Annotated in this window: 23 protein-coding genes; 6 read left to right on the top strand and 17 right to left on the bottom strand. The window is 32.0% G+C overall.

Annotated features, from left to right (window positions below):
- Window positions 1–7 precede the first annotated feature (7 nt).
- The 3 genes from KHA90_RS04685 to hflX all read left to right on the top strand — a co-directional run bounded on the left by KHA90_RS04685 (window position 8) and on the right by hflX (window position 3,793).
- A complete protein-coding gene (locus KHA90_RS04685) occupies window positions 8–1,357 on the top strand; it encodes a DUF5689 domain-containing protein (protein WP_213295927.1) in 1,350 nt (449 codons plus the stop codon).
- Window positions 1,358–1,492: 135 nt separating this feature from the next.
- Complete coding sequence (locus tag KHA90_RS04680) at window positions 1,493–2,359, top strand: hypothetical protein (RefSeq protein WP_213295926.1); 867 nt, start codon at window positions 1,493–1,495, stop codon at window positions 2,357–2,359.
- Between the two features lie 189 nt (window positions 2,360–2,548).
- Window positions 2,549–3,793 carry a GTPase HflX gene (gene hflX, locus KHA90_RS04675; protein ID WP_213295925.1) on the top strand — a complete coding sequence of 415 codons (1,245 nt, stop codon included), beginning with the start codon at window positions 2,549–2,551 and terminating at the stop codon, window positions 3,791–3,793.
- A 258-nt stretch (window positions 3,794–4,051) separates the two neighbouring features.
- Here the strand turns inward: hflX and KHA90_RS04670 are convergent, their stop codons facing one another.
- From KHA90_RS04670 to KHA90_RS04645, 6 genes are all read right to left on the bottom strand, one after another.
- Window positions 4,052–5,002, bottom strand: a complete 951-nt coding sequence (locus KHA90_RS04670) for a DUF3078 domain-containing protein (protein ID WP_213295923.1) — start codon at window positions 5,000–5,002, stop codon at window positions 4,052–4,054.
- Between the two features lie 78 nt (window positions 5,003–5,080).
- Entirely contained in the window at window positions 5,081–5,590 is a 510-nt protein-coding gene (locus KHA90_RS04665) for a DUF2480 family protein (RefSeq protein ID WP_213295921.1), read from the bottom strand.
- A 79-nt stretch (window positions 5,591–5,669) separates the two neighbouring features.
- Window positions 5,670–5,993: an SUF system Fe-S cluster assembly protein gene (locus KHA90_RS04660; protein ID WP_042564763.1), complete on the bottom strand. Its 324-nt coding sequence runs from the start codon at window positions 5,991–5,993 to the stop codon at window positions 5,670–5,672.
- 113 nt (window positions 5,994–6,106) lie between these two features.
- Window positions 6,107–6,532, bottom strand: a complete 426-nt coding sequence (locus tag KHA90_RS04655) for a SufE family protein (RefSeq protein ID WP_213295920.1) — start codon at window positions 6,530–6,532, stop codon at window positions 6,107–6,109.
- Between the two features lie 2 nt (window positions 6,533–6,534).
- Window positions 6,535–6,960: a hypothetical protein gene (locus KHA90_RS04650; RefSeq protein ID WP_213295919.1), complete on the bottom strand. Its 426-nt coding sequence runs from the start codon at window positions 6,958–6,960 to the stop codon at window positions 6,535–6,537.
- An 8-nt stretch (window positions 6,961–6,968) separates the two neighbouring features.
- The gene (locus tag KHA90_RS04645) at window positions 6,969–8,183 is read right to left on the bottom strand and encodes an aminotransferase class V-fold PLP-dependent enzyme (protein WP_213295918.1); all 1,215 of its coding nucleotides are present in this window, start codon (window positions 8,181–8,183) and stop codon (window positions 6,969–6,971) included.
- Window positions 8,184–8,404: 221 nt separating this feature from the next.
- Here KHA90_RS04645 and KHA90_RS04640 point away from each other — a divergent pair, with 221 nt between their 5' ends.
- Both KHA90_RS04640 and KHA90_RS04635 read left to right on the top strand, forming a co-directional pair.
- Window positions 8,405–9,754 carry a serine hydrolase domain-containing protein gene (locus tag KHA90_RS04640; RefSeq protein WP_213295917.1) on the top strand — a complete coding sequence of 450 codons (1,350 nt, stop codon included), beginning with the start codon at window positions 8,405–8,407 and terminating at the stop codon, window positions 9,752–9,754.
- Window positions 9,755–10,015: 261 nt separating this feature from the next.
- Window positions 10,016–11,752 carry an Eco57I restriction-modification methylase domain-containing protein gene (locus tag KHA90_RS04635; RefSeq protein ID WP_213295916.1) on the top strand — a complete coding sequence of 579 codons (1,737 nt, stop codon included), beginning with the start codon at window positions 10,016–10,018 and terminating at the stop codon, window positions 11,750–11,752.
- On the opposite strand, the gene KHA90_RS04630 is transcribed toward KHA90_RS04635, so the two are convergent.
- The 8 genes from KHA90_RS04630 to KHA90_RS04595 all read right to left on the bottom strand — a co-directional run bounded on the left by KHA90_RS04630 (window position 11,739) and on the right by KHA90_RS04595 (window position 17,988).
- Window positions 11,739–12,458 (bottom strand): hypothetical protein, encoded by a 720-nt coding sequence (locus KHA90_RS04630; protein WP_213295915.1) that lies wholly within the window; start codon window positions 12,456–12,458, stop codon window positions 11,739–11,741. The genes KHA90_RS04635 and KHA90_RS04630 overlap by 14 nt on opposite strands.
- A gap of 1 nt (window position 12,459) precedes the next feature.
- Window positions 12,460–12,678, bottom strand: a complete 219-nt coding sequence (locus KHA90_RS25335) for a helix-turn-helix domain-containing protein (RefSeq protein ID WP_213295913.1) — start codon at window positions 12,676–12,678, stop codon at window positions 12,460–12,462.
- A gap of 359 nt (window positions 12,679–13,037) precedes the next feature.
- Complete coding sequence (gene sufD, locus KHA90_RS04620) at window positions 13,038–14,354, bottom strand: Fe-S cluster assembly protein SufD (RefSeq protein WP_213295911.1); 1,317 nt, start codon at window positions 14,352–14,354, stop codon at window positions 13,038–13,040.
- A gap of 118 nt (window positions 14,355–14,472) precedes the next feature.
- Window positions 14,473–14,841, bottom strand: a complete 369-nt coding sequence (locus KHA90_RS04615; RefSeq protein ID WP_213295909.1) for a four helix bundle protein — start codon at window positions 14,839–14,841, stop codon at window positions 14,473–14,475.
- Between the two features lie 41 nt (window positions 14,842–14,882).
- Window positions 14,883–15,629 carry a Fe-S cluster assembly ATPase SufC gene (sufC, locus tag KHA90_RS04610; protein ID WP_132032515.1) on the bottom strand — a complete coding sequence of 249 codons (747 nt, stop codon included), beginning with the start codon at window positions 15,627–15,629 and terminating at the stop codon, window positions 14,883–14,885.
- 14 nt (window positions 15,630–15,643) lie between these two features.
- On the bottom strand, window positions 15,644–16,132 hold the full coding sequence (locus KHA90_RS04605) for a flavodoxin family protein (protein ID WP_213295908.1): 489 nt from the start codon (window positions 16,130–16,132) through the stop codon (window positions 15,644–15,646).
- Window positions 16,133–16,139: 7 nt separating this feature from the next.
- The gene (sufB, locus tag KHA90_RS04600) at window positions 16,140–17,588 is read right to left on the bottom strand and encodes a Fe-S cluster assembly protein SufB (RefSeq protein WP_213295906.1); all 1,449 of its coding nucleotides are present in this window, start codon (window positions 17,586–17,588) and stop codon (window positions 16,140–16,142) included.
- 70 nt (window positions 17,589–17,658) lie between these two features.
- Window positions 17,659–17,988, bottom strand: coding sequence for a HesB/IscA family protein (locus tag KHA90_RS04595; RefSeq protein WP_213295904.1), 330 nt, complete (start codon window positions 17,986–17,988; stop codon window positions 17,659–17,661).
- Between the two features lie 411 nt (window positions 17,989–18,399).
- Between KHA90_RS04595 and KHA90_RS04590 the strand changes: the two genes are divergently transcribed.
- Window positions 18,400–19,257 (top strand): MBL fold metallo-hydrolase, encoded by an 858-nt coding sequence (locus KHA90_RS04590; RefSeq protein ID WP_213295902.1) that lies wholly within the window; start codon window positions 18,400–18,402, stop codon window positions 19,255–19,257.
- A 75-nt stretch (window positions 19,258–19,332) separates the two neighbouring features.
- Here KHA90_RS04590 and KHA90_RS25810 read toward each other — a convergent pair whose 3' ends face one another.
- From KHA90_RS25810 to KHA90_RS04575, 3 genes are all read right to left on the bottom strand, one after another.
- Window positions 19,333–19,452 (bottom strand): T9SS type A sorting domain-containing protein, encoded by a 120-nt coding sequence (locus KHA90_RS25810; RefSeq protein WP_213295901.1) that lies wholly within the window; start codon window positions 19,450–19,452, stop codon window positions 19,333–19,335.
- Complete coding sequence (locus tag KHA90_RS04580) at window positions 19,445–21,238, bottom strand: carbohydrate binding domain-containing protein (protein WP_213295900.1); 1,794 nt, start codon at window positions 21,236–21,238, stop codon at window positions 19,445–19,447. Before KHA90_RS04580 ends, KHA90_RS25810 begins: the two co-directional genes overlap by 8 nt.
- A 166-nt stretch (window positions 21,239–21,404) precedes the next feature.
- A complete protein-coding gene (locus tag KHA90_RS04575) occupies window positions 21,405–25,649 on the bottom strand; it encodes an RCC1 domain-containing protein (protein WP_213295898.1) in 4,245 nt (1,414 codons plus the stop codon).
- Window positions 25,650–25,798: the final 149 nt, after the last annotated feature.

Genomic DNA, 25,798 nt, shown 5'->3' with positions numbered 1-25,798 from the left:
ATTTAAAATGAAAAATAAATTTTTAATTGCCTTTTTTGCATTGTCATTCCTTATTTTTTGTGGTTGTAATAATGAAGTTGAAATCCCGAAATTAGCATGTACACAACCTGATCTAGCATTAAATCAAACAGTTCAAAAAGTAAAAGATCTTTCAGGATCAGTTCCAAAACTATATAGTTACGATGATACAATTGAGGCTTATGTTGTTTCCAGCGATGAAGGAGGTAATTTTTTTAAGGCAATTTCTTTTCAAACTCTGGCAACAGATAAAACGCCGGCAATAGGATTTAGTATTCCGGTCGATGTTTCAAATACTTATATTGATTTTCGTGTCGGGAACAAAGTGTATATAAAGCTTAAAAATCAATTTACAGATTTGTATTTTGAAGGTATGCGAATTGGAAGTTTGTATGTAAGTAATGCCGGCGATCCTACAATTGGAAGAGTTTCGCAAAATGATTATAAAAATGTTCTGAATGCCTCATGTACAGTAATTGATGAAAACGAATTGGTTGAATCTATTTCTATAGAAGAAGCATTAAACGACGCAAGGCTTAACACTTTGGTAGAATTAAATGATGTACAATTTGCAGAAGCGGCAATTGGGCGTCATTATTTTGAAGAATCAAACAATGTTGGAGGTGCTACAAATTGGAATCTTCGTGATAAAACAGGTAACCAAATAATTTTTAGAACGAGTAGTTATGCCAGTTTTGCAGATAATCCTGTACCTGAAGGAAGCGGAAAAGTCAGAGGGGTTTTGACAAAATTTGGAACGGATTACCAATTGATGATCAGATCAGAAAAAGATTTGGTAATGAACGGAAAAAGAACAGTTCCGTTTTTTGCAGAAGATTTTCAATCCGTAAAAAACAATGTAAATTTTGCGCTTCCGGGTTGGAGTAACATTGTAGAAAAAGCTTCAAAATTATGGAAAAGCATGTTGTATGCCGGAAACGGATATGCTGAATTTAATACAACAAGTACAACAGCGGCAGAAAATATAGCGTGGCTTGTTACCCCAAAAATCAATTTAACGACTTATAAAAACGCGGTGTTTTCCTTTAGAAGTGCGCAACATGATCTTAAAGTTGATTCGCCATTAAATTCTTTAGAAGTTTATATCTCCAGTAATTTTGACGGCTCAAATATTACAAAAGCAAAGTGGACGAAGTTAGAAGCAAATTTACCTTCGCTTTCTACACCCACCAGAAAATTTATAAGCTCAGGCGGAATAGATTTATCAGCTTATTCAGGAAATGTTCATATTGCATTTAAATATATAGGTTCTGGTAAAGACAAAACATTAAATGGTGCTTTTATGGTTGATGATGTTAAAATTTTTGGTGAAAAGTAGCGCATTCAATTTTTAAAAATGAAATTAAAGTGCTGATTTTTAGATGATAATTTAATAGTATATTGTTTTTAAGTTTTAAACTGTTAAAATTTAATTGAATTTTGTATTTTGGTCACCCCAAATCGATACAAAAATATGAAAACCTACTTTATTGCCATCATGATGATGGTTTTTCCATGCTTATTGCACAGCCAGGATCAAAATGCACCTGTTAGATTAAAACAAATTAATATTGTAAAAACAAATTACCAAAACTCAAAAGATGGTGAAATTGTAAATAAAACAGTTGTTTTTAAAGACGGAAAAATACAAACGATTACCACATCTGATGTTGTTCAGCATTTTTTTTACAATACAAAAGGATTGCTTGACATGACCGTAAAAGATAAGATTGGAAGCGACTGGAAAGAAGTTGTAAACTATACTTATGATGCGGATAACAACATTATAAAATTTGTAAAGAAATATCAGGAAGGTAATGACTACATTACTAAAACTGTAACTTTTGGCTATGAAGGAGCAAGAGTAAAAGTAATTACTAAAAAGAGTACCAATCACCAGAATTTAGTTGATGATATCGAATATATTGTCGAAAATGGAATCATTGTTCGACGTACATCAAGAGATAGAAACAAAGCTATTATTGGTAAAATAGAATATGTTTACGTTAATGACAATGTTATAAAGCACAAAGGTCTTGTAGGAGATAAAATATCTAAAACATATACTTTTGATGATAAAAAATCTGTAGACCAACTAATTGTTCAAAGCTTGTTTGGTGATAATTACAAAATAATTGTACCAATGATTTCTTATCATGAAGAAGAGTTTAGTTTTGAAGCGATCTCCTATAATAATGAAATGAACTTTAGCCCATCATCTACAGTTTTAGTTGGTGTGAGCAGAAAATTCAAATACAATAAATTAAACTATCCTATTTCTTGTTCACAAATCGAAGAAAACGGAATTGTAAAAACAGAAAAATCTTTTATTTACGAGTAAAAATCGTCATTTTAAGTACTTGAAACCATTTAGATATTAAGTTTTGTGAAGATTAAACCCTAACAATTCATAATTTCTAAATGGTTAGTTTTTTACAGCAATACTAATTTTTCTAAATAGAACTTAAAAAAGAAATTCTATAAGCGTTAGTACCTTACAAATCATTAAATTTGCACCTTATTCAAAGCTATGATAGAAAAAGAAATTATAAATTTTGAGAGAACTGCTATTGTTGGTATTGTAACTCAAAATCAAAGTGAAGAAAAACTTAACGAATATCTTGATGAATTAGAGTTTTTGACTTTTACCGCTGGCGGTGAAGTTATAAAACGCTTTTCTCAAAAAATGGAACGCCCAAATCCTAAGACTTTTGTTGGAACAGGGAAAATTGAGGAAATAAATCTTTTTGTAAAAGAAAACGACATATCGACTTTAGTTTTTGATGATGAATTATCACCATCTCAGCAAAAAAATATATCTAAAATTATAGATTGTAAAATCTTAGACAGGACGCACCTTATTCTGGATATTTTTGCTCAGAGAGCCGAAACATCTTATGCAAGAACGCAAGTAGAATTAGCGCAATGTCAATATTTATTGCCTAGACTTTCTGGTATGTGGACTCACCTTGAGCGTCAAAAAGGTGGTATTGGAATGCGTGGACCTGGTGAAACTGAGATTGAAACAGACAGACGTATTGTTCGTGACCGTATTGCATTATTAAAAGAGAAGATAAAAACTATCGACAAACAAATGGGCGTGCAGCGCAGTAATCGCGGCGCAATGGTTCGTGTGGCTCTTGTAGGATATACAAATGTTGGGAAATCGACATTAATGAATGCAGTTGGTAAAAGTGATGTTTTTGTTGAGAATAAATTATTCGCAACTCTTGATACAACGGTTCGAAAAGTGGTAATTAAAAACTTGCCATTTTTATTATCAGATACCGTAGGTTTTATTAGAAAATTGCCAACACAATTGGTAGATTCTTTTAAAAGTACGCTTGATGAAGTTCGTGAAGCCGATTTGCTATTGCATGTTGTAGATATTTCACATCCTGATTTTGAAGATCATATTGAGTCCGTAAATAAGACTTTGTTAGAAATCAAAAGTAATGACAAGCCAACTATTATGGTTTTTAATAAAATTGATGCCTACAAACATTTGACAATTGACGAGGATGATTTGATTACCGAAAAAACAAGAAAACATTATACACTTGAGGAATGGAAACAAACCTGGATGAGTAATGTTGGTCAAAGCAAAGCATTGTTTATTTCGGCTACACAAAAAGAAAATTTTGAGGAATTCAGAGAAGTGGTTTACGAAGCAGTTCGTCAGATTCATATCACCAGATTCCCGTATAATAAATTTTTGTATCCGGATTATAAAGATGCAATCGAGAAAGAAGAAGAACAAGATGATGAGGAATAAATAAAAATTTTTACCGCAAAGAGTGCTAAGATTTTTATTTTGCAGTAAGTTTAGAAAACACGAAGTTCGCAAAGCTGGTTCAACATCCAGCTTTGCGAACTTTGTGTTTTTATAAAACCTTGCATATAAAAAATATTTGCGTGCTTCTATGTTTGTAAAGTTAATTTTTAAGTTGAAATTTCTTAATTTCACGAAGAGATTATTTCAGCCCAGCTAAAAATCTTAGACTTAGCGGTAAATTTTTAGGCAGCCTTTGAATTAGAATCCGAAATTAACCCCTAACCCAAATACTTCTCTGGTTTGAAAACCACTAAAAGCATTGTCATCATAAATCGTTTGAAAAGATAAATTAGCAGATAAAAATTTGTTTACTTTCATGATAATATTCAAGGAATAATTGATATCTACATTTTGTGGATCTTCTAAATAGTTAGAATAAAGATTCAAGGTATTTTCGGCAGTTACGTTCGTCATTATCGCCAATTTGTAATAAACAGAAGCATAGAAACCCAATTCGTAACGCATAGTTTTGTTAGCATCTACGCCAAAGTAATCTCCATCAACATATGGTAAACCAGTAGCCTGATCGATTCCTGATGTATAAGCACCGTCAACAAAAGTAAATTTAGAAGTTAGAGGAGCAAAATTTATCTTCAGATTATCGTCTTTAGTCCAATAAATACCGGGACCGGTCGTGAGATAACCCGGAGACATGAATTGTGTATTTTCGGTTCTGATTTCTTTTCCGTTCTCATCTTTTCCGTACAAATAGCCCGTTGAAAATTGAGTTCTGAAATTCAGGAAATAAGAATAATACCATTGACCAAAAGCTCTTTTTCCTACAATGGAATTGAATTCCAGACGGTCATCAGTCTTTTTTTCATAGTCGGCATTTTTAGTTTGTAAAAGTCCGTAAGAAGCTAAAACTTTATTATCCCAGGTAATATCGTCTTTTTTATAATTGAAATCATAGTTGATCCCCAAAGTTCCTGAGAAACTGTCTTCACCACCGGCAATCCAATTATTAAAGCTAGATTGGTTTAGTAAAAGAGAAACTGTTCCTTTTGCTTTCCAACCTTCCCCTTCAATAGTATCGTTTATTTTCTTTACTGCTTTTTCAGTATTCTGAATTAATTCTTTTTCTGAATTTTGGGCTTGAACAAAAGTTAAGTTCGCTAAAATAAAAAGTAATAACGTTAGCTTTCTCATGGTATATAGTTTAAATGTGTAAGAACAAATATACTAAAAACCGTTATAAGGTTTGGAATTATTGACTCTAAAAGAAAGTTATTTCTTAGCTTCTTTGTATAAAGGTACTGCTGAACAAGCTTCTCCATACATAATGCTTCTTGCAAAAGGCTGCAAATAAGTAGCGGCCAAAATATAAGCTCTGGTAGGAACTGGTTTTTTTGAACAGCCTTTAATAATAACAGGTTTGCCTTTATATTCTGAATAGTCAAGATTGCCTAAAAGTTCTTCATACAAAGAGGCATCTAAATCTTCTATAGTCCCGTTAACAACTTTTTTTGCGTAAGGAGCTAATTGAATCGCAACTAAAATCGAAGACCAGGCAGGAACGATTGCATCTGTACTGCAATTGACAGCCACGTACTGATCTTGATATTGTGACCAATCGTGGTTTTTGAGATGTTCTCTAAAGTCTTTTTCTTTTAATAGAAAACCTTCTAAAAGCCATTGCGAAATGTCAATTTGTACACGCATTCCTTTAGGATAATAATCCTCAAGATCAAAAACTTCTAAGGCACTATTGGCAACTTTATTGATAATTTCTTCCATTATATGAAGTCTTAAAGTCGAATGTCGAAAGTCATAAAGTTTGTTATTAAGACTTTATGACTTTCGACTTTATGACTAATTAAAGCATTCCTAATTCTAATTTTGCTTCTTCGCTCATTAAATCTTTACTCCAAGGCGGATCAAAAGTAATCTCAACATCAACATCTTTTATGTGTTCTATTGTTTTTACTTTTTCTTCTACTTCTCTTGGTAAACTTTCCGCAACCGGACAGTTTGGGGATGTTAATGTCATTAGGATTTTTACTTCATAATCAGTATTTACCATTACGTCATAAATCAATCCTAATTCGTAAATATCAACAGGAATCTCCGGGTCGTAAATGCTTTTTAAAACTTTTACAATTGATTCTCCTAATTCGTTTGTGTCTATTTCTTGTTCCATTGTTGTTTTTTATTTTTGTTTTTTTTGCCACGAATTTCACGAATTATCACCAATTTTTAGGCTAAATAAATATTCTTAATTCGTGTTAATTTGTGGAATTCGTGGCGGAAAAATTAATTTTTGTTTTTTGCATCAAAAGCTAAAGCGTACATTTTGATGTTTTTAATCATCGATACCAATCCATTTGCACGAGTGGCAGACAAATGTTCTTTTAATCCAATGTCATCAATAAATTGAGTGTCGGCGTTTATAATATCTTCTGCTTTTTGATTAGAGAAAGCACGGATTAAAATGGCAATAATTCCTTTGGTTAAAATCGCATCACTATCTGCAGTAAAAACAATTTTATCGTCATTTTGTTCGCCTTGCAACCAAACTTTAGATTGACAGCCTTTGATTAAATTCTCTTCAGTTTTGTATTCTTCTTTGATTAACGGAAGACTTTTTCCCAATTCGATGATGTATTCATAACGTTGCATCCAATCGTCGAACATCGAAAATTCGTCTATTATTTCGTTTTGTATCTCTTTTATTGTCATAATTATTCTTTCGTAAAATCAACAAGTAAATTTACTAATTTTTCTATTTCCTTCGGAGGATAACCATTGTCAAAACCTTGCGTTTCATATGTTTTCTGATTCTGAATTACCTTTAAGTTTCCAATTGCAGCTCCATCATAAAAACGTTTTTCGGTTGGAGCTTTTAAAGTTGGAATTTTCTCAACATCAATCTTTAAGAATTCGGTTTCAATCTGTTTCCATTTTGCATCACTTATTTTGGTTTTAACCGGTTCAGTATTTTTGCCGTTGATAACCGAAACTGTTTTATTTTCAACAATTATCTTTTTGTAAAAACCACGAGAAACCGCAGAATATTCCATTTGTGTTGCTGTCATATCGTTTGCTTTTTGGCTTGAACAGCTCGTTCCAATAATAATAGTAAGCAGTAATAAAGATAATATTTTCATAATTTTTTTTAGCTTAACATGGTTTTTGCCTTCTTAACCGCTTCAACCATTACGTCAATTTCCTCAATAGTATTGTAGAAAGAAAATGAAGCACGAATGGTTCCGGGAATACAGAAAAAGGTCATAATAGGCTGAGCACAATGATGTCCAGTTCTAACTGCAATTCCTAATTTATCAATAATTGAACCAATGTCATAAGGATGAATTCCATCAATATTAAACGAAACTACCGAAGCTTTATTTTTTCCGGTTCCGTAAATTTTCAGACCTTCAATTTCTAACAAACGTTTTGTAGCGTGTTCTAATAGTTTTTCTTCCTGCTTTTGAATATTGTGAAAACCGATATTATTTAGATAATCAACAGCAGTTCCTAAAACAATTCCGCCAGCAATATTTGGCGTTCCGGCTTCAAATTTATGAGGAAGATCAGCATAAGTCGTTTTTTCAAAAGTAACTTCCTTAATCATTTCACCACCACCCTGATAAGGAGGTAATTTGTTTAACCAATCTTCTTTTCCGTATAAAATCCCCGTTCCGGTTGGACCGCACATTTTGTGCCCTGAAAAAGCATAAAAATCACAATCTAAATCCTGAACATCCGGTTTTAAATGCGGAACAGCTTGTGCGCCATCAATTAAAACTGCAGCGCCAACAGCGTGTGCTTTTTCGATCATGTATTTTACAGGATTGATAATCCCTAATGCGTTTGAAATATGATTTACTGTAACAACTTTGGTTTTTTCTGAAAGTAATGCTTCAAAAGCTTCCATAATCAATTCACCATCTTGGTTCATCGGAATAACTCTAAGAGTTGCTCCGGTTTTCTCACATAACATTTGCCACGGAACAATATTACTATGATGTTCTAAAGATGAAACTATAACTTCGTCGCCAGGTTTTAAAATAGAAGCAAAACCGTTAGTAACTAAATTAATTCCGTGTGTTGTTCCCGAAGTAAAAAGTACTTCGTGAGAAAACTTAGCATTAATATGATGTTGGATTTTTACCCTTGAAATCTCGTATGCGTCAGTTGCTAATTGACTTAATGTGTGAACGCCACGGTGAATGTTGGCATTTATTTCCTGATAATATTTCGCCTCAGCGTCAATCACAATTTGTGGTTTTTGTGAGGTTGCTCCGTTATCGAAATATACCAGTGGTTTTCCGTTTACTTTTTCCGAAAGTATCGGAAATTCAGCTCTTATTTTTTGGATGTCTAACATGTCTTATTTAGAAAAATTCTATTTACAAAAGTACTAAAACTAAATTGGTTTACCCATCAAAACTATAATTTCCTTTTATGATGCTATCAGCAGAAGGTTTATATATTTATTCTGCAAAATTAATTGTGTTTTATAAATATGACAAATTCGGAATCTGAATTAGATGTTAAAATGTTGAACATAAATTATTTATATTGCATTAAAAATATCTTGTAAATAATATGAAAAAAATCATCAAATTACTTGTGCTTGGTTTATTGATTGCAGTTTTTTATTTTGGATTTACCACTTATCCAAAGCTTGAATTAATTTCTGGCTTTTCAGCCAAAAGTATTGCTTCGGGTCATTTTTTAGATCATCGAACAAAAGAATTAATTGAAAAATCAGATAATGATATTCAGCTAATGGATTTAGCATCCAATACAATTAATGAAGCCGGGAAATTTGCAACATCTTCGGTTTATGGTTTAAAAGAAAGAAAAGCAATTTATCGTGAAGGCTTAGGTGCAACTTTAATTGATGAGGATTACGATGTTTCAAAATCATATTTACTTCCAAAACGAACTAAATTGATCAATAATCTTCCTTTTCCTTATGGGAATAATGAGCCAAAAGACACATTGCTTTCCAATGTTGATTATTCGAAATTAAAAAAGGCAGTTGATGATTCATTCGATAAAAACGGAGGAAAAGCAAAACGTACTCGTGCGGTCGTGGTTTTATATAAAGATAAATTGATAGCGGAACAATACGATACGGGTTTTAATAAAGAGAGTAAAATTTTGGGCTGGTCGATGACAAAAAGTATAGTGAATTCTGCTTTTGGAGTTTTATCAAAACAAGGAAAAATCGATATTTATAAACCTGCACCAATCGCCGAATGGCAAAACGATGATCGAAAAATTATCACGATAAACGATTTGCTTCATATGAATTCCGGATTGGAATGGGAGGAGAATTACAGTAAAATTTGTGATGCCACAATAATGCTTTTTCAATCCGGAGATATGGCAAAAATTCAACGTGAAAAACCGGCAGAATTTAAACCCAACACACATTGGAATTATTCCTCAGGAACATCAAACTTATTGTCAGGAATTTTAAAAAGTCAGTTTAAATCGCAACAGGAATATCTTGATTTTTGGTACAGCGCCGTAATCGATAAAATAGGAATGAACTCGATGATTGTCGAACAGGATATGGCCGGGACTTTTGTAGGGTCATCGTATGCGTGGGCAACAGCTCGCGATTGGTCAAAATTTGGATTACTATACTTGCATAAAGGAAATTGGAACGGAGAACAAATTCTGGATGAAAGCTGGGTAAAATATACAGCAACGCCTACGAATACTTCTGATGGAAAATACGGAGCTCAATTTTGGTTAAACGCCGGAGGAAAATTTCCGGATGTTCCTCGTGATATGTTTTATTGTAGTGGATATCAAGGACAAATGGTAGCCATTATTCCGTCTCTGGATATGGTAATTGTGAGAATGGGAGTGAAGGAAGAAGAGCCTGGATTTGATTTTAATGGGTTTTTGAAAGGGATAATTGATAGTGTGAAGAAATAATTACAAATAAATAATAAAACATCCAATTGTGCTAATAATGTTCTGGCACTTGGTAAGGTTGGAAAATAAATATGCAAAATTTTTCAGGTACACAACCATCTTTAAATTCAGTTTAAACCTTAATCCTGTCAAACGTCTATTACATTCTGGCTTTTTTTATTGGTTGTAAATTTAGTTTAATATGTTGAAAAGTTGCTGTAGATTATAAGTATCAATTTGTTTTTTTGTTTTATATTTGGACACTAAATTAAAAGCAATAAAATGGGAGTTAAAGAAACTATAAGCATTAATAAAATTTCGTCGTTTCTTAATGAAAAGGCCTTTGGTCAAAGCGACTATGAGCAAAAATTAAACAAGAAGGATAGGAAAAAGAATGGAGTTTTTTTGACGAACTCTTTAGAGACAGTTGAAAATTTATTAGACATTATCATTGTTGATTCAGAAATTTTTTCAAAAAGAATTCTAGAGCCATCTTGTGGTCAAGGAATTTTTATTTTAAAACTTTTGACTGATTTGTATTTAAAATTTCCTGATAGCATATTGATTTCAAAATTTATTTCAAACAATATTTTCTTTGTTGACATTCAAGAAGATATGGTTGATAAAACTAAAAATAATATTTTAGAGTTATATTTTTTCTTGTTTGATGAAACTTTTAAAGGTTCATTTAATGGTATAACTTGGGATTTTACAGATAAGATATCTTCTGGAGTCTCTTTATTTGACGAAGTTAGAATTACTCCATTTGCAGAATTATATAATTCATTTGATTACGTCATTGGTAATCCTCCTTATGTAACTTTATATGGTCGTAGAGATAAGAAAGAAAATGAAGCGCAAAGAGTTAATTATCTTAATAATTATAATCAGTTCCCAAATTCAGTAAAAAATGGAAAACTAAATTTAGTGATGTTATTTATTGAGCATTCACTTGACTTTTTAAAAGATGATGGTAAGCTAAGTTTTATTATTGATGTTTCATTTTTTGAAACAGCTTATGAATTTACTCGAAAATATTTATTAGATAATACTACAATTATCGAGTTACAAGTAAATATTAAAGATTTTGATGTCGCTAGTGGTCAAGTTATAATTAAATTATCGAAGTCTAAAAGTTTAAATAATAAAGTTCAAATTATTGACCATAAAACTCAAAACAATTATTTGGTTGAGCAGTCAAGCTGGTATACTAAAAATGATGAATATAAATTTAGATACAATGGTTGTTCTATTTCAAAGGAGATATTAGATAAAGTAGAAGGAAAAAAAGATAAAACGATACTTCAATTGTATCCAAATAAAAATTTGCGAACTTGTGTAATGCTTCTTGATATGGAGGACAGGTTTACTTTTATAGATAAAGGAAATAGAGAAGAAAGTTTACTTTATCCGTATTATCAAGGCTCAAAGGCGCTATCGGAAAAATATAGTAAATTGGAGTTTAAAAAATATTTTTTTTATGATAAACCTTTGCAGGATTCTATTAATGATGAATTGAAAATTGAATTAGAGAAACAAGGGGTTAAGAATAAGAAAAGATTAGGATTAGGTGAAACTATTATTTATGATAATCCAAAACTATTTATTAGGCAGTCTACTAAAGAAATAGTTGCGACAATTGATTTAGGTAAAAGTTCAGCGAACAATAGTCTATATGTGTTTTCTTTAAGAGATAATTCACAAAAAACTATTGACTTTTTGTATTTCTTGTGTGGTTTCTTAAATACTGATTTTATTACTTATTATGCCCAACAAATGAACATAATAAGATTTTCACAAGGAAAACAACCACAAATTAAAATCGGGGATTTAGGAACTATTTATATTCCTAATGATATTAAATTACAAAATGATATTTCTAAATTGTGTAAAGAAGTTTACGCTAATTTCGATTCAAAAGATACTCTGAAAACTCAAATTGACAATTTAGTTTATTCTTATTATCAGTTGTCTGATTCAGAAATTTCTAATATTAAAGAAAGTATCAAAGTTTTTTGATGCTTTCTTCTTGTGATTTATTAAGTTCTTTTAGTTGCTCTAAAGATAAGTCTTTTTTGAAATTACCTTGTCTTAAATTTTCTAATTCTTCAGTTGCTTTTTTTAGTTTTCTTTCATTAGATTCTATTTTTTTTTGAAGTAAAAACTCTAGAAAGTCTTCTCGGGTTCTGTACATTGGTTCAGCAAAACCATTGACTTGCATCTGATTTGCAGGTGTTATTCTCATGGTACTACTAACATCTTTAAGAAAATATGATTTTACAAATATTTCGTTGTTCTTAACAAAATCTAACCCTGTTTCATTTCCTTTGTAATAAACAAGAATGTATATCAAATAAAAATAACCGCTATTTATTAATGTTAATACTTTGTCCGGTGTACCGCTATCGGGATTAGTATCATCATTGTCAACATTTATTGCTTTAAAATCAATCCAAAGTAATTCTCTATGATTATTAATTTCAAAAAATGTTTGGACATCAAATGGGTTTTTTGTTTTTCCTTCAGGTGATGCTAAAGAATCAGTAAAATACTTGTGTTCTCTAGTGAACTCAACAAATTTATTTTCAAGGTATTTACTTATTCCATCTCCAACTCTTTCTCCTTTTTTTACAGCAATTGCTAAATTTGGACCTTTATCTATAATTTGTTCTATGACATTATTTAATTGTGAAATAATGAGTTCTTCGTATTCTTTTATTTCCATTTTACTTGAATAAATCTGATTTAAAAAATTGATAAACAGACATATCAAGCGCTTTTGCAATTTTTTCGATGTTTGCTACTGAAACATTTCTTTTTCCTTGCTCAATACTTGCTATATAGGTTCTGTCAAGCTCACAAATGAATGAGAACTTTTCTTGACTAAGCCCTTTTTCGTTTCTAAGTTCTTTAAGTCGTATTCCTATTTTGATTCTTATGTCCACGATTACAAAGTTCTATATTTGTAGTTTATGATACAACGGACTATAAGTATAGTGTCGAGATTTCTTGCGAGGATTCTTGCCAATTTTATGATGTTGCGTCCGTTTAGTACACTTGCAGGTAATAGTAGGATTTGTATTAACTGCCCTTGCAAGGGCAGTTAATATTGGCCATCCATTTAATAATTTTTTGTTTATTACTTAGATTGATGTTCTTTTATAAGTATTAAATAATGAAAATTAGAAGCTAATAATTTAACTGCAAAGCACGGCAAAGTAAAAAGTACAAAGTTCGCAAAGTTTAGTAATTAAACCTTGCGAACTTTGCGTAATCTTAGCGCACCTTGCGGTTAGCCTTCTTTCTACAAATCAAATCCTAAATTCACACCCAATTTCATGGCAATGATTTTAGTGATTCTTTGTTTTAATTCCGGTATTTTAATGCTTTCGATAACGGCATTTGAAAATGCGTACATCAATAAAGCTTTAGCTTCTTTTTTAGGAATTCCGCGTGATTGCATGTAGAACATTGCAGTTTCATCTAATTGCCCAATTGTACAACCGTGAGAACATTTTACATCATCAGCAAAAATTTCTAATTGTGGTTTTGCGTTGATTGTTGCTTTGTCGCTCAATAAAATATTATTGCTTTTCTGGAAAGCATTTGTTTTTTGAGCTTCTCTTTCAACCAAAACTTTTCCGTTGAAAACTCCTGTTGAGCGATCAGAAAAAATTCCTTTATAATCCTGGAAACTTTCACAATTTGGCGTTGAATGTTTTACCAAAGTATAATGATCAACGTGTTGTTTGTCACTTAGAATTGTAATTCCGTTAAGCGTACTTGTTAATCTTTCACCATAATGATAAAAGTTTAAGTTGTTACGAGTCAGGTTTCCTCCAAATGAGAATGTATGTACAGAAGCGTGACTTTCTTGTTGTTGAGAAACATAAGTGTTGTCAACTAAGTTCGCTTCGCTATTGTCATTTTGAATTTTATAATAATCAATAATGGCACGTTTTTGAGCAAAAATTTCTGTAACCGAATTGGTTAAAACCGGGTTTTCATTCAAACTCTGGTGACGTTCGATAATTTGTACATGTGAATTTTCACCCACAATAACTAAATTTCTTGGCTGAACCATTAGTGCAGCTTCGTTTCCTGTTGAGAAATACATAATCTCGATAGGTTTGTCAGCTACTTTCTTTTTCGGAATATTGATAAAAGCTCCTTCAGAAGCAAATGCAGTATTCAACGTAGTCAAACTTTCGTCTTTGCTTGCAATTTGATTGAAGTACGTATCAATTACCATTTTATATTTAGGTTTGGTCAATGCCGATGACATCAAGCAAACATCGATTCCGTCATGTGTAGTAGAAGACAAATGTGAACTAAAAACACCATCGATAAACACTAATTTATATGTGTCGATTTCGTGTAAAAAGTATTTTTTTACATGATTAAATTCGATTGCATTCTCTGCCTTTGGAAAAACCGTAAAGTCATTTTTTAAGATGGCATTAAGTGATGTATATTTCCAAGCTTCTTCTTTTTTGGTTGGGAAACCTTTATTTTCAAAGTTTTTTAGTGCTTTGGTGCGTATATCATGTAAATCTGAATGTACATCGACACGCTCTTCAAAAGCCATAAAAGACGATACTAATTTTTCTTTTAAATCCATTGTTCTTGTTTAGTCTTAAAGTCGAAAGTCGAAAGTCGAAAGACTCAGGATTGTCGACTGTTTTGCCGAAAGGTTAAAAATTTAAATCATAAAGTCTGCAACTTTAATGATTTCGATTTTATGGCTTTGGGCTCAAATATTTAATGAAACCGCTTAGTAACTTCGATATTTCTGTTACCGATTCTAAAAGCATTTCAAATTCTTCTTTAATAATATATTCTAAATCAAATGCCAGATATAATTGAGAACGAACTTCTCCTGCTGATGCTTTTGCTACATATAAAAAGTAAATAAACTCTTTGTCTGTATTTCTCTCAAAACCTTCCGCTATATTTGATGATATAGAAATTGATGCTCGTCTAATTTGTCTAACGAAATCAAAGTCTTTTTTGAAATTAGGATTTTCAGTAATTATATATATTCTTTTGTTGAATATTCTCGATTTTTTCCAAGAATTAATTTCTTCGAAAGAATTAAACTTACTCATGCTCTACTTTTGACTTTATGACTTTAGACTTTCAGACTGTATTAATTCTCCGCTTTAATCCAGTCGTATCCTTTTTCTTCCAGTTCGTAAGCCAATTCTTTTCCGCCTGATTTTACGATTCTTCCATTATAAAGAACGTGAACGAAATCCGGAACGATATAATCTAACAAACGTTGGTAGTGTGTGATGACGATAATTGCGTTTTTCTCACTTTTTAATTTGTTCACTCCGTTAGCCACAATTCTTAAAGCATCGATGTCAAGACCAGAATCGGTTTCATCAAGGATGGCTAATTTTGGTTCTAACATTGCCATTTGAAAAATCTCATTTCTTTTTTTCTCACCACCGGAAAAACCTTCGTTTAAAGAACGTGATAAAAATTTACGGTCGATTTCTAATAATTCAGATTTCTCACGAATTACTTTTAGCATTTCGTTCGCTGGCATTTCGGCTTGACCGTTTGCTTTACGAGTTTCGTTGATTGCAGTTTTCATGAAGTTAGTAACGCTAACTCCTGGAATTTCTACAGGATATTGAAAAGAAAGAAAAACTCCTTTGTGTGCTCTTTCTTCCGGAGCTAAATCAGCAAGATCTTCTCCGTCAAGGAAAACAGCTCCATCAGTAACTTCGTAGTTTTCGTTTCCGGCAATAACAGCCGAAAGTGTACTTTTTCCAGAACCGTTTGGTCCCATGATAGCGTGTACTTCGCCAGCTTTAACTTCTATATTAATTCCTTTCAGGATTTCTTTATCACCAATTGAGGCGTGAAGGTTTTTTATTGATAACATTGTTTTTTTTTATTTTATATAAATGTCAATTCTATTTTTGTTGTTTGGTTTAGGATATTAGCATTAAAATGCGCGTGACCTAAATATTCCATACCTAAATAATCGGCTGTTTTTTTGAACGGAATATAAAAACTTTCTTCGATTTCATTATCGTGTGAATTTGATATCACGCCAATTTTCTTTCCTCTAAGTTTTCGTCCAGTTTCTTTTTCAATTCGAATTAAATCAGAAATACGATCAAAGAAAACCTTCATTATTCCACTCATATTATACCAATATATGGGCGTCGCAAAAATTAAAGTGTCGTAATTTTCAATTATTCCTTTTATTAAAGGGAAAAAATCATCTTCTCTATTTTTGCTTTCGTAATCATAATAAGAAATGTTATAATCACTCAAATCAATTACGTCAATTCCGGTTTCTTTAGAAATTTCATCCACAATTCTGGTTGTGTTTCCGTTTTTTCTGGATGAACCTAAAATGATTACTTTTTTGTTTTCCATTTTGCAATTAACCTACAGATCCTTCTAAAGAAATCTCTAATAATTTTTGAGCTTCAACAGCAAATTCCATTGGTAATTTGTTCAATACATCTTTACTGAAACCGTTTACAATTAAGGCAATCGCTTTTTCAGTCGGGATACCTCTTTGGTTACAATAAAAAACCTGATCTTCTCCAATTTTACTTGTAGTTGCTTCGTGCTCTATTTTAGCCGATGGATTTTTACTTTCGATATAAGGGAAAGTATGTGCTCCGCAATTATTTCCCATTAAAAGAGAATCACATTGAGAAAAGTTCCTTGCATTATCAGCTCTAGGGCTAATTTGCACTAATCCACGGTAACTATTTTGTGATTTACCAGCCGAAATACCTTTAGAAATAATGGTCGATTTAGTATTTTTACCTAAATGGATCATTTTAGTTCCTGTATCTGCTTGTTGGTAATTATTGGTAACGGCGATAGAGTAAAATTCTCCTACCGAATTATCTCCTTTTAAGATACAAGAAGGATATTTCCAGGTTACAGCAGAACCAGTTTCTACTTGTGTCCATGAAATTTTAGCGTTTGTTTCGCATAAACCTCTTTTGGTTACGAAGTTATAAACCCCACCTTTTCCTTCTTTGTTTCCAGGAAACCAGTTTTGAACGGTAGAATATTTAATTTCGGCATCATCCAAAGCGATTAATTCAACAACAGCAGCGTGCAATTGATTTTCATCACGACTTGGAGCTGTACAACCTTCAAGGTATGAAACGTAACTTCCTGCATCTGCAATAACAAGCGTTCTTTCGAATTGTCCTGTTCCTGCCTGATTGATTCTGAAATAAGTTGAAAGTTCCATTGGGCAACGAACGCCTTTTGGAATATAACAGAAACTTCCGTCAGAGAAAACTGCGGAGTTTAATGCTGCGTAGAAATTGTCTTTTTGAGGTACAACGCTTCCTAAATATTTACGAACTAATTCAGGATGTTCTTTTATCGCTTCGGAAATTGGACAGAAAATAATTCCTTTTTCTCCCAATGTTTTTTTGAAAGTAGTTGCCACAGAAACAGAATCGACAACAATATCCATAGCGACATTGTTCATCATTTTTTGTTCATCGACAGAGATACCTAACTTTTTGTACATTTCAAGAAGTTCAGGATCTACATCATCCAAAGTTTTACTTGGATCTACTTGTTTTGGAGCTGAATAATAGGAAATTGCCTGAAAATCCGGTTTTACATAATGAACATTTGCCCATTCTGGTTCAATCATTTCTTTCCAAGCACGAAAAGCCTCAATACGCCAGTCGGTCATCCATTGAGGTTCTTCTTTTTTAAGAGAAATAGCTCTTACGATATCTTCGTTTAAGCCAATAGGAAACGTTTCCGATTCTATATCAGTATAAAATCCGTATTCGTATTCTTTAGTTTCGAGTTCGATTTTTAAATCGTCTTCAGTATATTTTGACATTTTTCAGTTTTTTAAAACGCTTAAGAAATTTGGGTTTCTTAAGCGTTTAATTTTGCTTTTAGACTTTTATTTATAGCGAAAATGATTCTCCGCAACCGCAAGTTCTGCTTGCATTTGGATTGTTAAATACAAAACCTTTTCCGTTTAATCCGCCTGAGAACTCAAGTATTGTTCCTGCTAAATATAGAAATGATTTTTTTTCAACTGCAATTGTTATGTCGTTGTCTACAAATATTTTATCGTCGTCGCCTTTGGCTTTGTCAAATTTTAAATCATAAGACAAACCAGAGCATCCGCCACTTTTCACGCCTACTCTTACGTAGTCGATAGCGGCATCAAAACCATCATCTTTCATCAAGTCGATGATTTTCTTTTTGGCTGTATCAGAAACTTTTATCATTGTTTATGGTATTTGTTTTTGCTTTTATTTGAATTTGCTTTTAAAAACGTAATTCAATTATTACATTTAAAATGCTGTCTTTCAATATTCAAATAAAATTATCTGCAAATATACGACTTAAAAACCTTTTTCCATAACGCTTCACATTATTATAACAAATGTTAAAATAGATAATAGTTATTTAATAAATGGAGATGTCCTGGTTGAAGTTTTTAATTAAATAAAAAGTACTTTGTTTCAGTTTTAAAATAATAGTTTGCATTTTGGAAATTAGACTTTACGATGTCCGGATAATAAATATTATCAATCATCACATAATCTTCATAATTTAGTAGAAGTTTTAAAGGCAAATTTTTAGCATAAGGAGATTGGATTTCCTAGCTTTGTTTCCATATTAGAAAATTTATTCTCATGAAATTATACCCAATAGAATCCGGAAATTTTAAGTTAGATGGTGGAGCGATGTTTGGTGTTGTGCCCAAAACAATCTGGAACAAAACTAATCCTGCAGATGACAATAACCTAATTGATATTGCAGCACGCTGTTTACTTATTGAAGATGGAAACCGCCTGATTTTGATAGATACCGGAATGGGAGATAAACAATCTGAGAAGTTCTTTGGTTATTATTCCCTTTGGGGATCGCATTCGATAGATAAATCATTAGCGAAATTTGGTTTTCACCGCGATGATATTACGGATGTTTTTATGACTCATTTACATTTTGACCATTGTGGAGGAAGTGTCCAGTGGAACTCTGATAAAACTTTTTATGAGCCAGCTTTTAAAAATGCTAAATTTTGGACAAATGAAAATCATTGGGAATGGGCAACAAAACCTAATCCTCGTGAGAAAGCGTCTTTTTTATCAGAAAATATTCTGCCAATGCAGGAAAGTGGGCAATTGCATTTTATAAAACGTCCGGAATCTGATTTTGGATTTTCTGAAGAAATGAATTTTGGTATTTATTATGTTGATGGTCATACCGAAAAACAGATGATTCCGCATATTCAATACCAGGATAAAACCATCGTTTTTTGTGCCGATTTATTGGCAACAGCAGGACATATTCCGTTACCATATGTTATGGGTTATGACACGCGACCATTATTAACCATGCCGGAAAAGTCAAAATTTCTAAACGCGGCAGCAGATAATAATTACTATTTGTTTTTAGAACATGATGCGCACAATCAAATTATAACGGTAGAACAGACGGAAAAAGGCGTCCGATTAAAAGAGGTTTTTACTTGCGAAGAAGTACTTTAGAAAATATCTAAATCATAAAAAAATCCCATTTTCATTTTATTGAAAATGGGATTTTTAGTTTAATAAAATTTATAATTATTCAACAATAACTTTCTTGGCCGAAGCCGCATCCTGATTAATTAAGTATATATAATAAACTCCTTTTGGTAAACCGGATAAGTTTATTGTGTTATTGCTATTAGTTGAATTAAGCATAAATGTTTTTACCAATTTCCCCTAATGAATTGTAAACAGTTGCTTTTTCTAAAGAGATATTGTTAATGCTTACTTCACCTTTTGTTGGGTTTGGATATAGTACGGCTTTATTAAAAACAGCATCTTCGATGCCTAGTGTGGAACAATTTGTTGAAAATAAAGCAGTGGCATCTTTCAGATTACTCCAATTTGTATCTGAATAGGTAGCGTCATCAACTAAAATACAAGTTAAGTTAGGGTTATTAGAGAAATTAGTGTATTCTAAATCAATATTAATATTATTTCCATTTTTTAAATTTAAATATATTAATTGGTTAGTATCACAATTCAATTCATACAGTTTTGAATTATTAGAAATATCAAGACTTGTTAATTGATTGTTTCCGCAATCAAACAATTCTAATTGGGAATTATTTAATACATTAATTGATTTTAGTTTATTATCATTACACATAAAATCATATAGTAATACATTATTAGATATATCCAGATTTGTTATTTGATTAGCATGACAATATAATCCAATTAAATTCACATTTTTTTTAACATCTAAACTTGTAATTTGATTGTTATAACAAAATAAACCATTCAATTTTATGTTTTTTGTAACGTCTAAACTTGTTAGCTTGTTATTCTGACAGTGGATATTTTGAAGAGTGATAGCGTTTGGTAAATCAATACTGTTCAAAGAATTATTTTGGCAAAAAAGATCTGTTAAAACGGTATTAAATGATAGATCTAAAGTGTTTAAGAAATTTTTTTGGCAATATAAACCAACTAAAAGAGTGTTATTTTGAACATCTATATTTGTTAACTCATTAGAATCACAAGCAAGGTGTAAAAGACCTGTATTCTGCGATGTATTTAAAGAAGTTAACTGATTTCCTGTTACAAATAAACTGGTTAATTTTATATTATTTGAAATATCTAAATTTGTTAAGCTATTTTCGTTTGCGATCAAACTCAATAATTCTTTATTTTGAGATACATCTAATGTTGTTAATTGGTTTTCACTAACGTTTAGTGTAAGCAATTTTGTATTTTGAGAAAGGTCTAAAGTTGCTATTTGATTTTTAATTACATATAGATTTTCTAATTCTTTAAATGCTTCAATTCCTGTTAAGTTTGAAATTAAACTATTAGAAACATCTAAATTAGTTTTTGAGGCGATATTTGCGGTCAACACTTTTCCATCTGTTAAGCCAGAGTCAATCCCCAAACTGATCAATTTATTTTCAAAATTAACATCAGGAATCAAAGTGTATTGCGCAACAGGTTCGTTGATATCAACGACAGAAACATTATCCAGCAAAATATCAGAACCAGTAATTCCTGTCGCCCATATATCAACCTCAATGTTTTCAGCAACTGTTGATGTATAGACCAACTCTAATTTTTTCCATTGAGAGCTGGAAAAAGTTATATCACTAATTTGAGTAAATTTTTCTTTAAAAGTATTGGGTTGATGATACAAACTTAATTCAACCGAAGAAAGTGTTCCTGAAGCAACTCGATGATACATAGTAACGCGATAGGTTTTGTTTGCCTGTACAGCAAAAGTATTACTATTTATAAAGTTTGTTGATCCGGTAATTTTCAGTTTAGTACTTGAAGATCCATTTTGAGCTATTGCACTTTGAGAAACAAAACCACTAAAAAAACGAAACCAGTTATCTGGTTGAGAAGATGAAGACCAGTCTTCGAAATCTCCATTCGGGACTAAATTGGTTTGGGAATAAATAGAAAAATTTGCTAATAAAAGCAGTAAGAGTAGTTTTGTTTTCATAGATTAGTTTTATAATTAATAAATGCGATGCAAGTATACAATTTGTAGTTGGCTTTTTTTTACGGTAAGACGTAATTGCTTATTTAAATTTAAGACTGAGAAAATCATAAAAAAATCCCATTTTCATTTTATTGAAAATGGGATTTTTAGTTTAATAAAATTCTAATTATTCAACTATAACTTTCTTGGCAGAAGCCGTATCCTGATTAATTAAATATACATAATAAACTCCTTTAGGTAAACCGGATAAGTTTATTGTATTATCGGTATTAGCTGAATTAAGCTTAAATGTTCTTACCAATTGCCCTAATGAGTTGTAAACAGTTGCTTTTTCTAAAGCGATATTGTTAATGTTTACTTCACCTTTTGTTGGGTTTGGCGACAATACTGCTTTGTTAAAAACAGAATCGTCGATACCTAACGTAGAACAAGTTGCAGAATAAATGGTTGTTGGTTCTTTAATTTTAGACCAATTTGCATTAGAATAAGCAGGATCATCTACTTTAATACAGCTTAGAGTTGTAAGTCCTAAAAAGCTTGTATATAAAGCGGCAGTTTTTTTATCTGTTGAAGATGGTAAAACAAAATTTCTATTATTACCATTTTGAAGGTTTACTGATATTAATGGATTATTGGTTATATAAACAATTTTTAGTTTAGTGTTCTTAGAGAAATCTAACGTAGTGATTTGGTTTGAAGAAGCATTTAATGTTTCTAAAGCCAGATTCTTACTCACATCTAAAGTTTTCAATTGATTATCGCTGCAATCTAAAAAGGTTAATGCAGTGAAATATTCAATTCCGGTTAAATTTTGAATGTTGCTGTTAGAAAGGTCTAAAGACGTAATTGCAGTTATATTTGCAGTAGTTATTTTTCCATTCAGACCATCAGTATCAATGCCTAAATCGATTAGTTTTTGCTCGAAATTAGGGTCGGGTAATAATACAAAGTCGATTAAACAATTAGTATTGAAGTTTGCAAGAGTGTCTTTTTTAGTAGCCCAGTTGGTGTTGGCAAATGTTACATCATCTACTTGAATACAAATTAGATCTGGGTTTTGTATAAAATTCACAGTGGTAAGCAGTGTATTTGTCCCATTCTTAATGTTTAAATCGCTTAGTTGATTATTAAAACATTGTAAAATGGTAAGTGCTTTATTCTTAGAAACATTTAAAGTGGTAAGCTTTCCATTTCCGCAATACAATTCTTTAAGTGCTGTATTATTAGAAATATCGAGAGTTGTAAAAGTCATCTTTTCACATAATAAAGACTTTAGTTTAGTATTCTTAGAAACATCCAGTTTGCTTAATTTACTGTCTGAACATGCTAAATCAGTCAATTCTGTAAGCATAGAAATATCTAAAGCAGTTAGTTTATTGTAATAACAATTTAAATAAAACAAAGCTGTATTATTAGAAACATCAAGAGCTGTCAGTTGATTGAATCCGCAGTCTAAATATTGCAGAAGTTTGTTTTTGGAAACATCCAAAGTTATCAGTTTATTGCCATTACAACCAAACCAATACAAAGCCAAATTATTAGTTACATCTAAAGAGGTCAGTTGATTAGCAGTACATAATAATGATCCAAGATTCAGCATTTTGGTTACATCAAGCGATGTTATTTGATTATAAATACAATCTAATGCAGTTAATTTTAAATTTGCTGACAAATCCAAAACGCTTAGATTATTGTATCTGCAGTTTAGATCTGTCAAAAGTTTGTTATTTGAAACATTAAGAGTCAAAAGTTTATTGGTTCCGCAATCCAATTTGGTCAGCGAAACAAAATCTTCAATACCTGATAAATTTGAAATATTACTATTAGAGACGTCCAAAGAAGTTATAGTTGATATATTACTGGTAAGTACTTTACCATCAGCAGCACCTGAGTCAATACCTAATTCAATTAATTTTTTCTCAAAATTGGCATCAGGAATTAAAGTATAAGGAATTTCAGGTTTTGCAGGCGTATATAAAGCTGAAATTTCTTCTGCAGTCAATACGCGATTCCAAATAGCAATATCATCTATTGTTCCTTTAAAGCCTTCCTTCACGCTATCTCCGGAAATTCTTTGTCCAATTCTAAAGATATTGCCAATAGTATTTAAATTCACGGCTTTTTGATCTACATATTTACCATTTACAAATATCGAAAGCTTAGATCCATCATAGGTAAGCGTAAAGAAGTACCAATCATTGTTTGAGTAATCAAAGTTGTTGATATAAAAGTCGTCGCTGGAAAAACCAGCACCGGTTATTGGTTCAAGATAACCTTTACTATAAATAGAAAGTGAAAGTCTTTGCAATTTAGCTAAAGTCCCGTAGTTAAAAATTGAGACTTCATTTTTATTTGGAACAGTAAAAGCATCATTTGTTTTAAACCAACCCGAAATTGTTCTTGAAGAATTATTTTTAGGAATATTTGGTATAACAGCATCAATATAACTGTTTACGCCATCAAAACTATAGGCGGTATTACTGTTTCCAAATCTGTCTGATGTTAGCGTAGCGGCTGTAACAGTTCCATTCGCGCCATTTCCGCTTAGATCATTTGCATTTCCATTAAAAGGATAATAAGCTACCAAACCATTTGTTGGTATTTGCCCATTTCCTAAAGGAGGTCCAATTGTTACATCAACAGATAATCTTATACTTTCGCATCCGTTAATAGTTTGTGAAACATAATATGTGCCGGTTTGCAATACAGTTGAAAAGGCTAAAGGATTTCCTTCTGTAGGGGAATAAAACCATTTAAGATTACTTCCTGTAGCTTTTAAATCTGCAACAGTAGCAGTGTTGTTAAATGTCTGCGCATTTCCAGTTGGCGGTGGTGTATTATTTGTGGTTACAATGACAGTATTTGAGGTAAAGATACATCCTTTGCTATCTTTTACGTTTACAATATAATTTCCTGGTGATAAACCTGCAAATACATTTGAGCTTTGGTAAATAAAATTTGGTGTAATTGCATATTGATATGGTTGTGTTCCGCCATTTGCTATAATGGCCAGACTTCCATTATTACTGTTACATGTAGCATTTGTATTTGTTACTATTACATTAAGTTGTGTTGGCTGAATAATAGTAAACGTTTTCATAGTTGATAATAAAGCAGCATCTGTTACAGCACAAGAATACTGTCCGGCGGTCAATCCGGTAAGTGAAGAAGTTGTTTTTCCGTTAGACCAAAGATAAGTATAAGGAGCAGTTCCGCCTACAACTGACGTTACCGAAGCTGAGCCATTATTAGCGCCAAAACAAGTTATATCGGTTTGATCTGTTGTTATTACAATCGAACCTGGGCACCCAATTGTTATCGGTACATTTTTACTAACACTCGTACCATCTCCTAATTGATTGGCGTTGTTTAGCCCCCATGTCCATATAGTGCCATCTGTTTTTAAGCCAGCTTCGTGGTTATAACCACTCACACCCATTAACCAGTCTTTAGCCGTTCCCACCTGTGTTGGAATAAAAGTGTTAGCGGTAGAACCAATGCCTAGTTTTCCATTGGCATTGTATCCCCAGGACCATAAGGAGCCATCTGTTTTTATTGCAACTGTATTATCCCATCCAACCGCAATAGTTTTCCAGTTAGTTTCCGTTCCTATTTGTGTAGGTACCATTTTATCAGTATTTGTACCGTCTCCCAGTGATCCATTTCCATTGAATCCCCAGCACCATAACGTTCCATCTGTTTTTATTGCAGCAGTATGATTTAATCCTGCGGCTACTGCTTTCCAATTAGTCGCAGTTCCTATTTGTGTTGGAACAATTTTATTTACTGTTGTCCCATCTCCCAGCTTTCCATTTTTATTTTCTCCCCAGGTCCATAAAGTTCCATCTTTTTTTATTGCAATAGTATGATTAGATCCTGCTGCTATACTCTCCCAATCTTTATCGGATCCTACTTGTACTGGAGTGTTTTTATCCACAGTAGTGCCATCACCTAATTGTCCAAATTCATTATATCCCCAAGCCCATAAAGTTCCATCTGTTTTTATTGCAATTGTATAATGAGGTCCTGCTGCTATAGTCTGCCAGTCTTTGGCTGTTCCTACTTGTTGTACAGGATTGTATCCTTTAACTGCGCCTGCGCCATTACCTATTTGTCCTAAAATACCATATCCCCAAGCCCATAAAGAACCATCTGTTTTTAGTGCAACGGTATGTCCCCATCCTGCAGTTATTAATTTCCAATCATTCGCTGTGCCTATGTTTACGGGAATATTTCTGCTTGTAGTAGTGCCATCACCTATTTGTCCATTTGTGTTGTTCCCCCATCCCCATAAGGTTCCATCTGGTTTTAGTGCAATATTGTGGTTATTACCCGGAACAATAGTTTTCCAGCATTGGGCATTTATTTGTAAACATGAAAATATTAAAAGTAAGAGTAAAGTTTTTCTCATATTAGGGAAAGTTCTGGGTTAGTAAATAGTATCGTAATTTAAAATTTTATTCTGAACGTTTTAAAAGCTAAAATCGTCGAACTTGCTTTAGAAATAAAAGCACTGTAAGTCGTTTTGTATTACTAAATTACACTTTGATTTTAGGCAGT

This window comes from Flavobacterium psychroterrae, assembly GCF_018380615.1.
GTDB classification, from domain to species: domain Bacteria; phylum Bacteroidota; class Bacteroidia; order Flavobacteriales; family Flavobacteriaceae; genus Flavobacterium; species Flavobacterium psychroterrae.
Note: the sequence above shows the minus strand (reverse complement) of the source record. Positions and strands in the feature narration are given on the sequence as shown.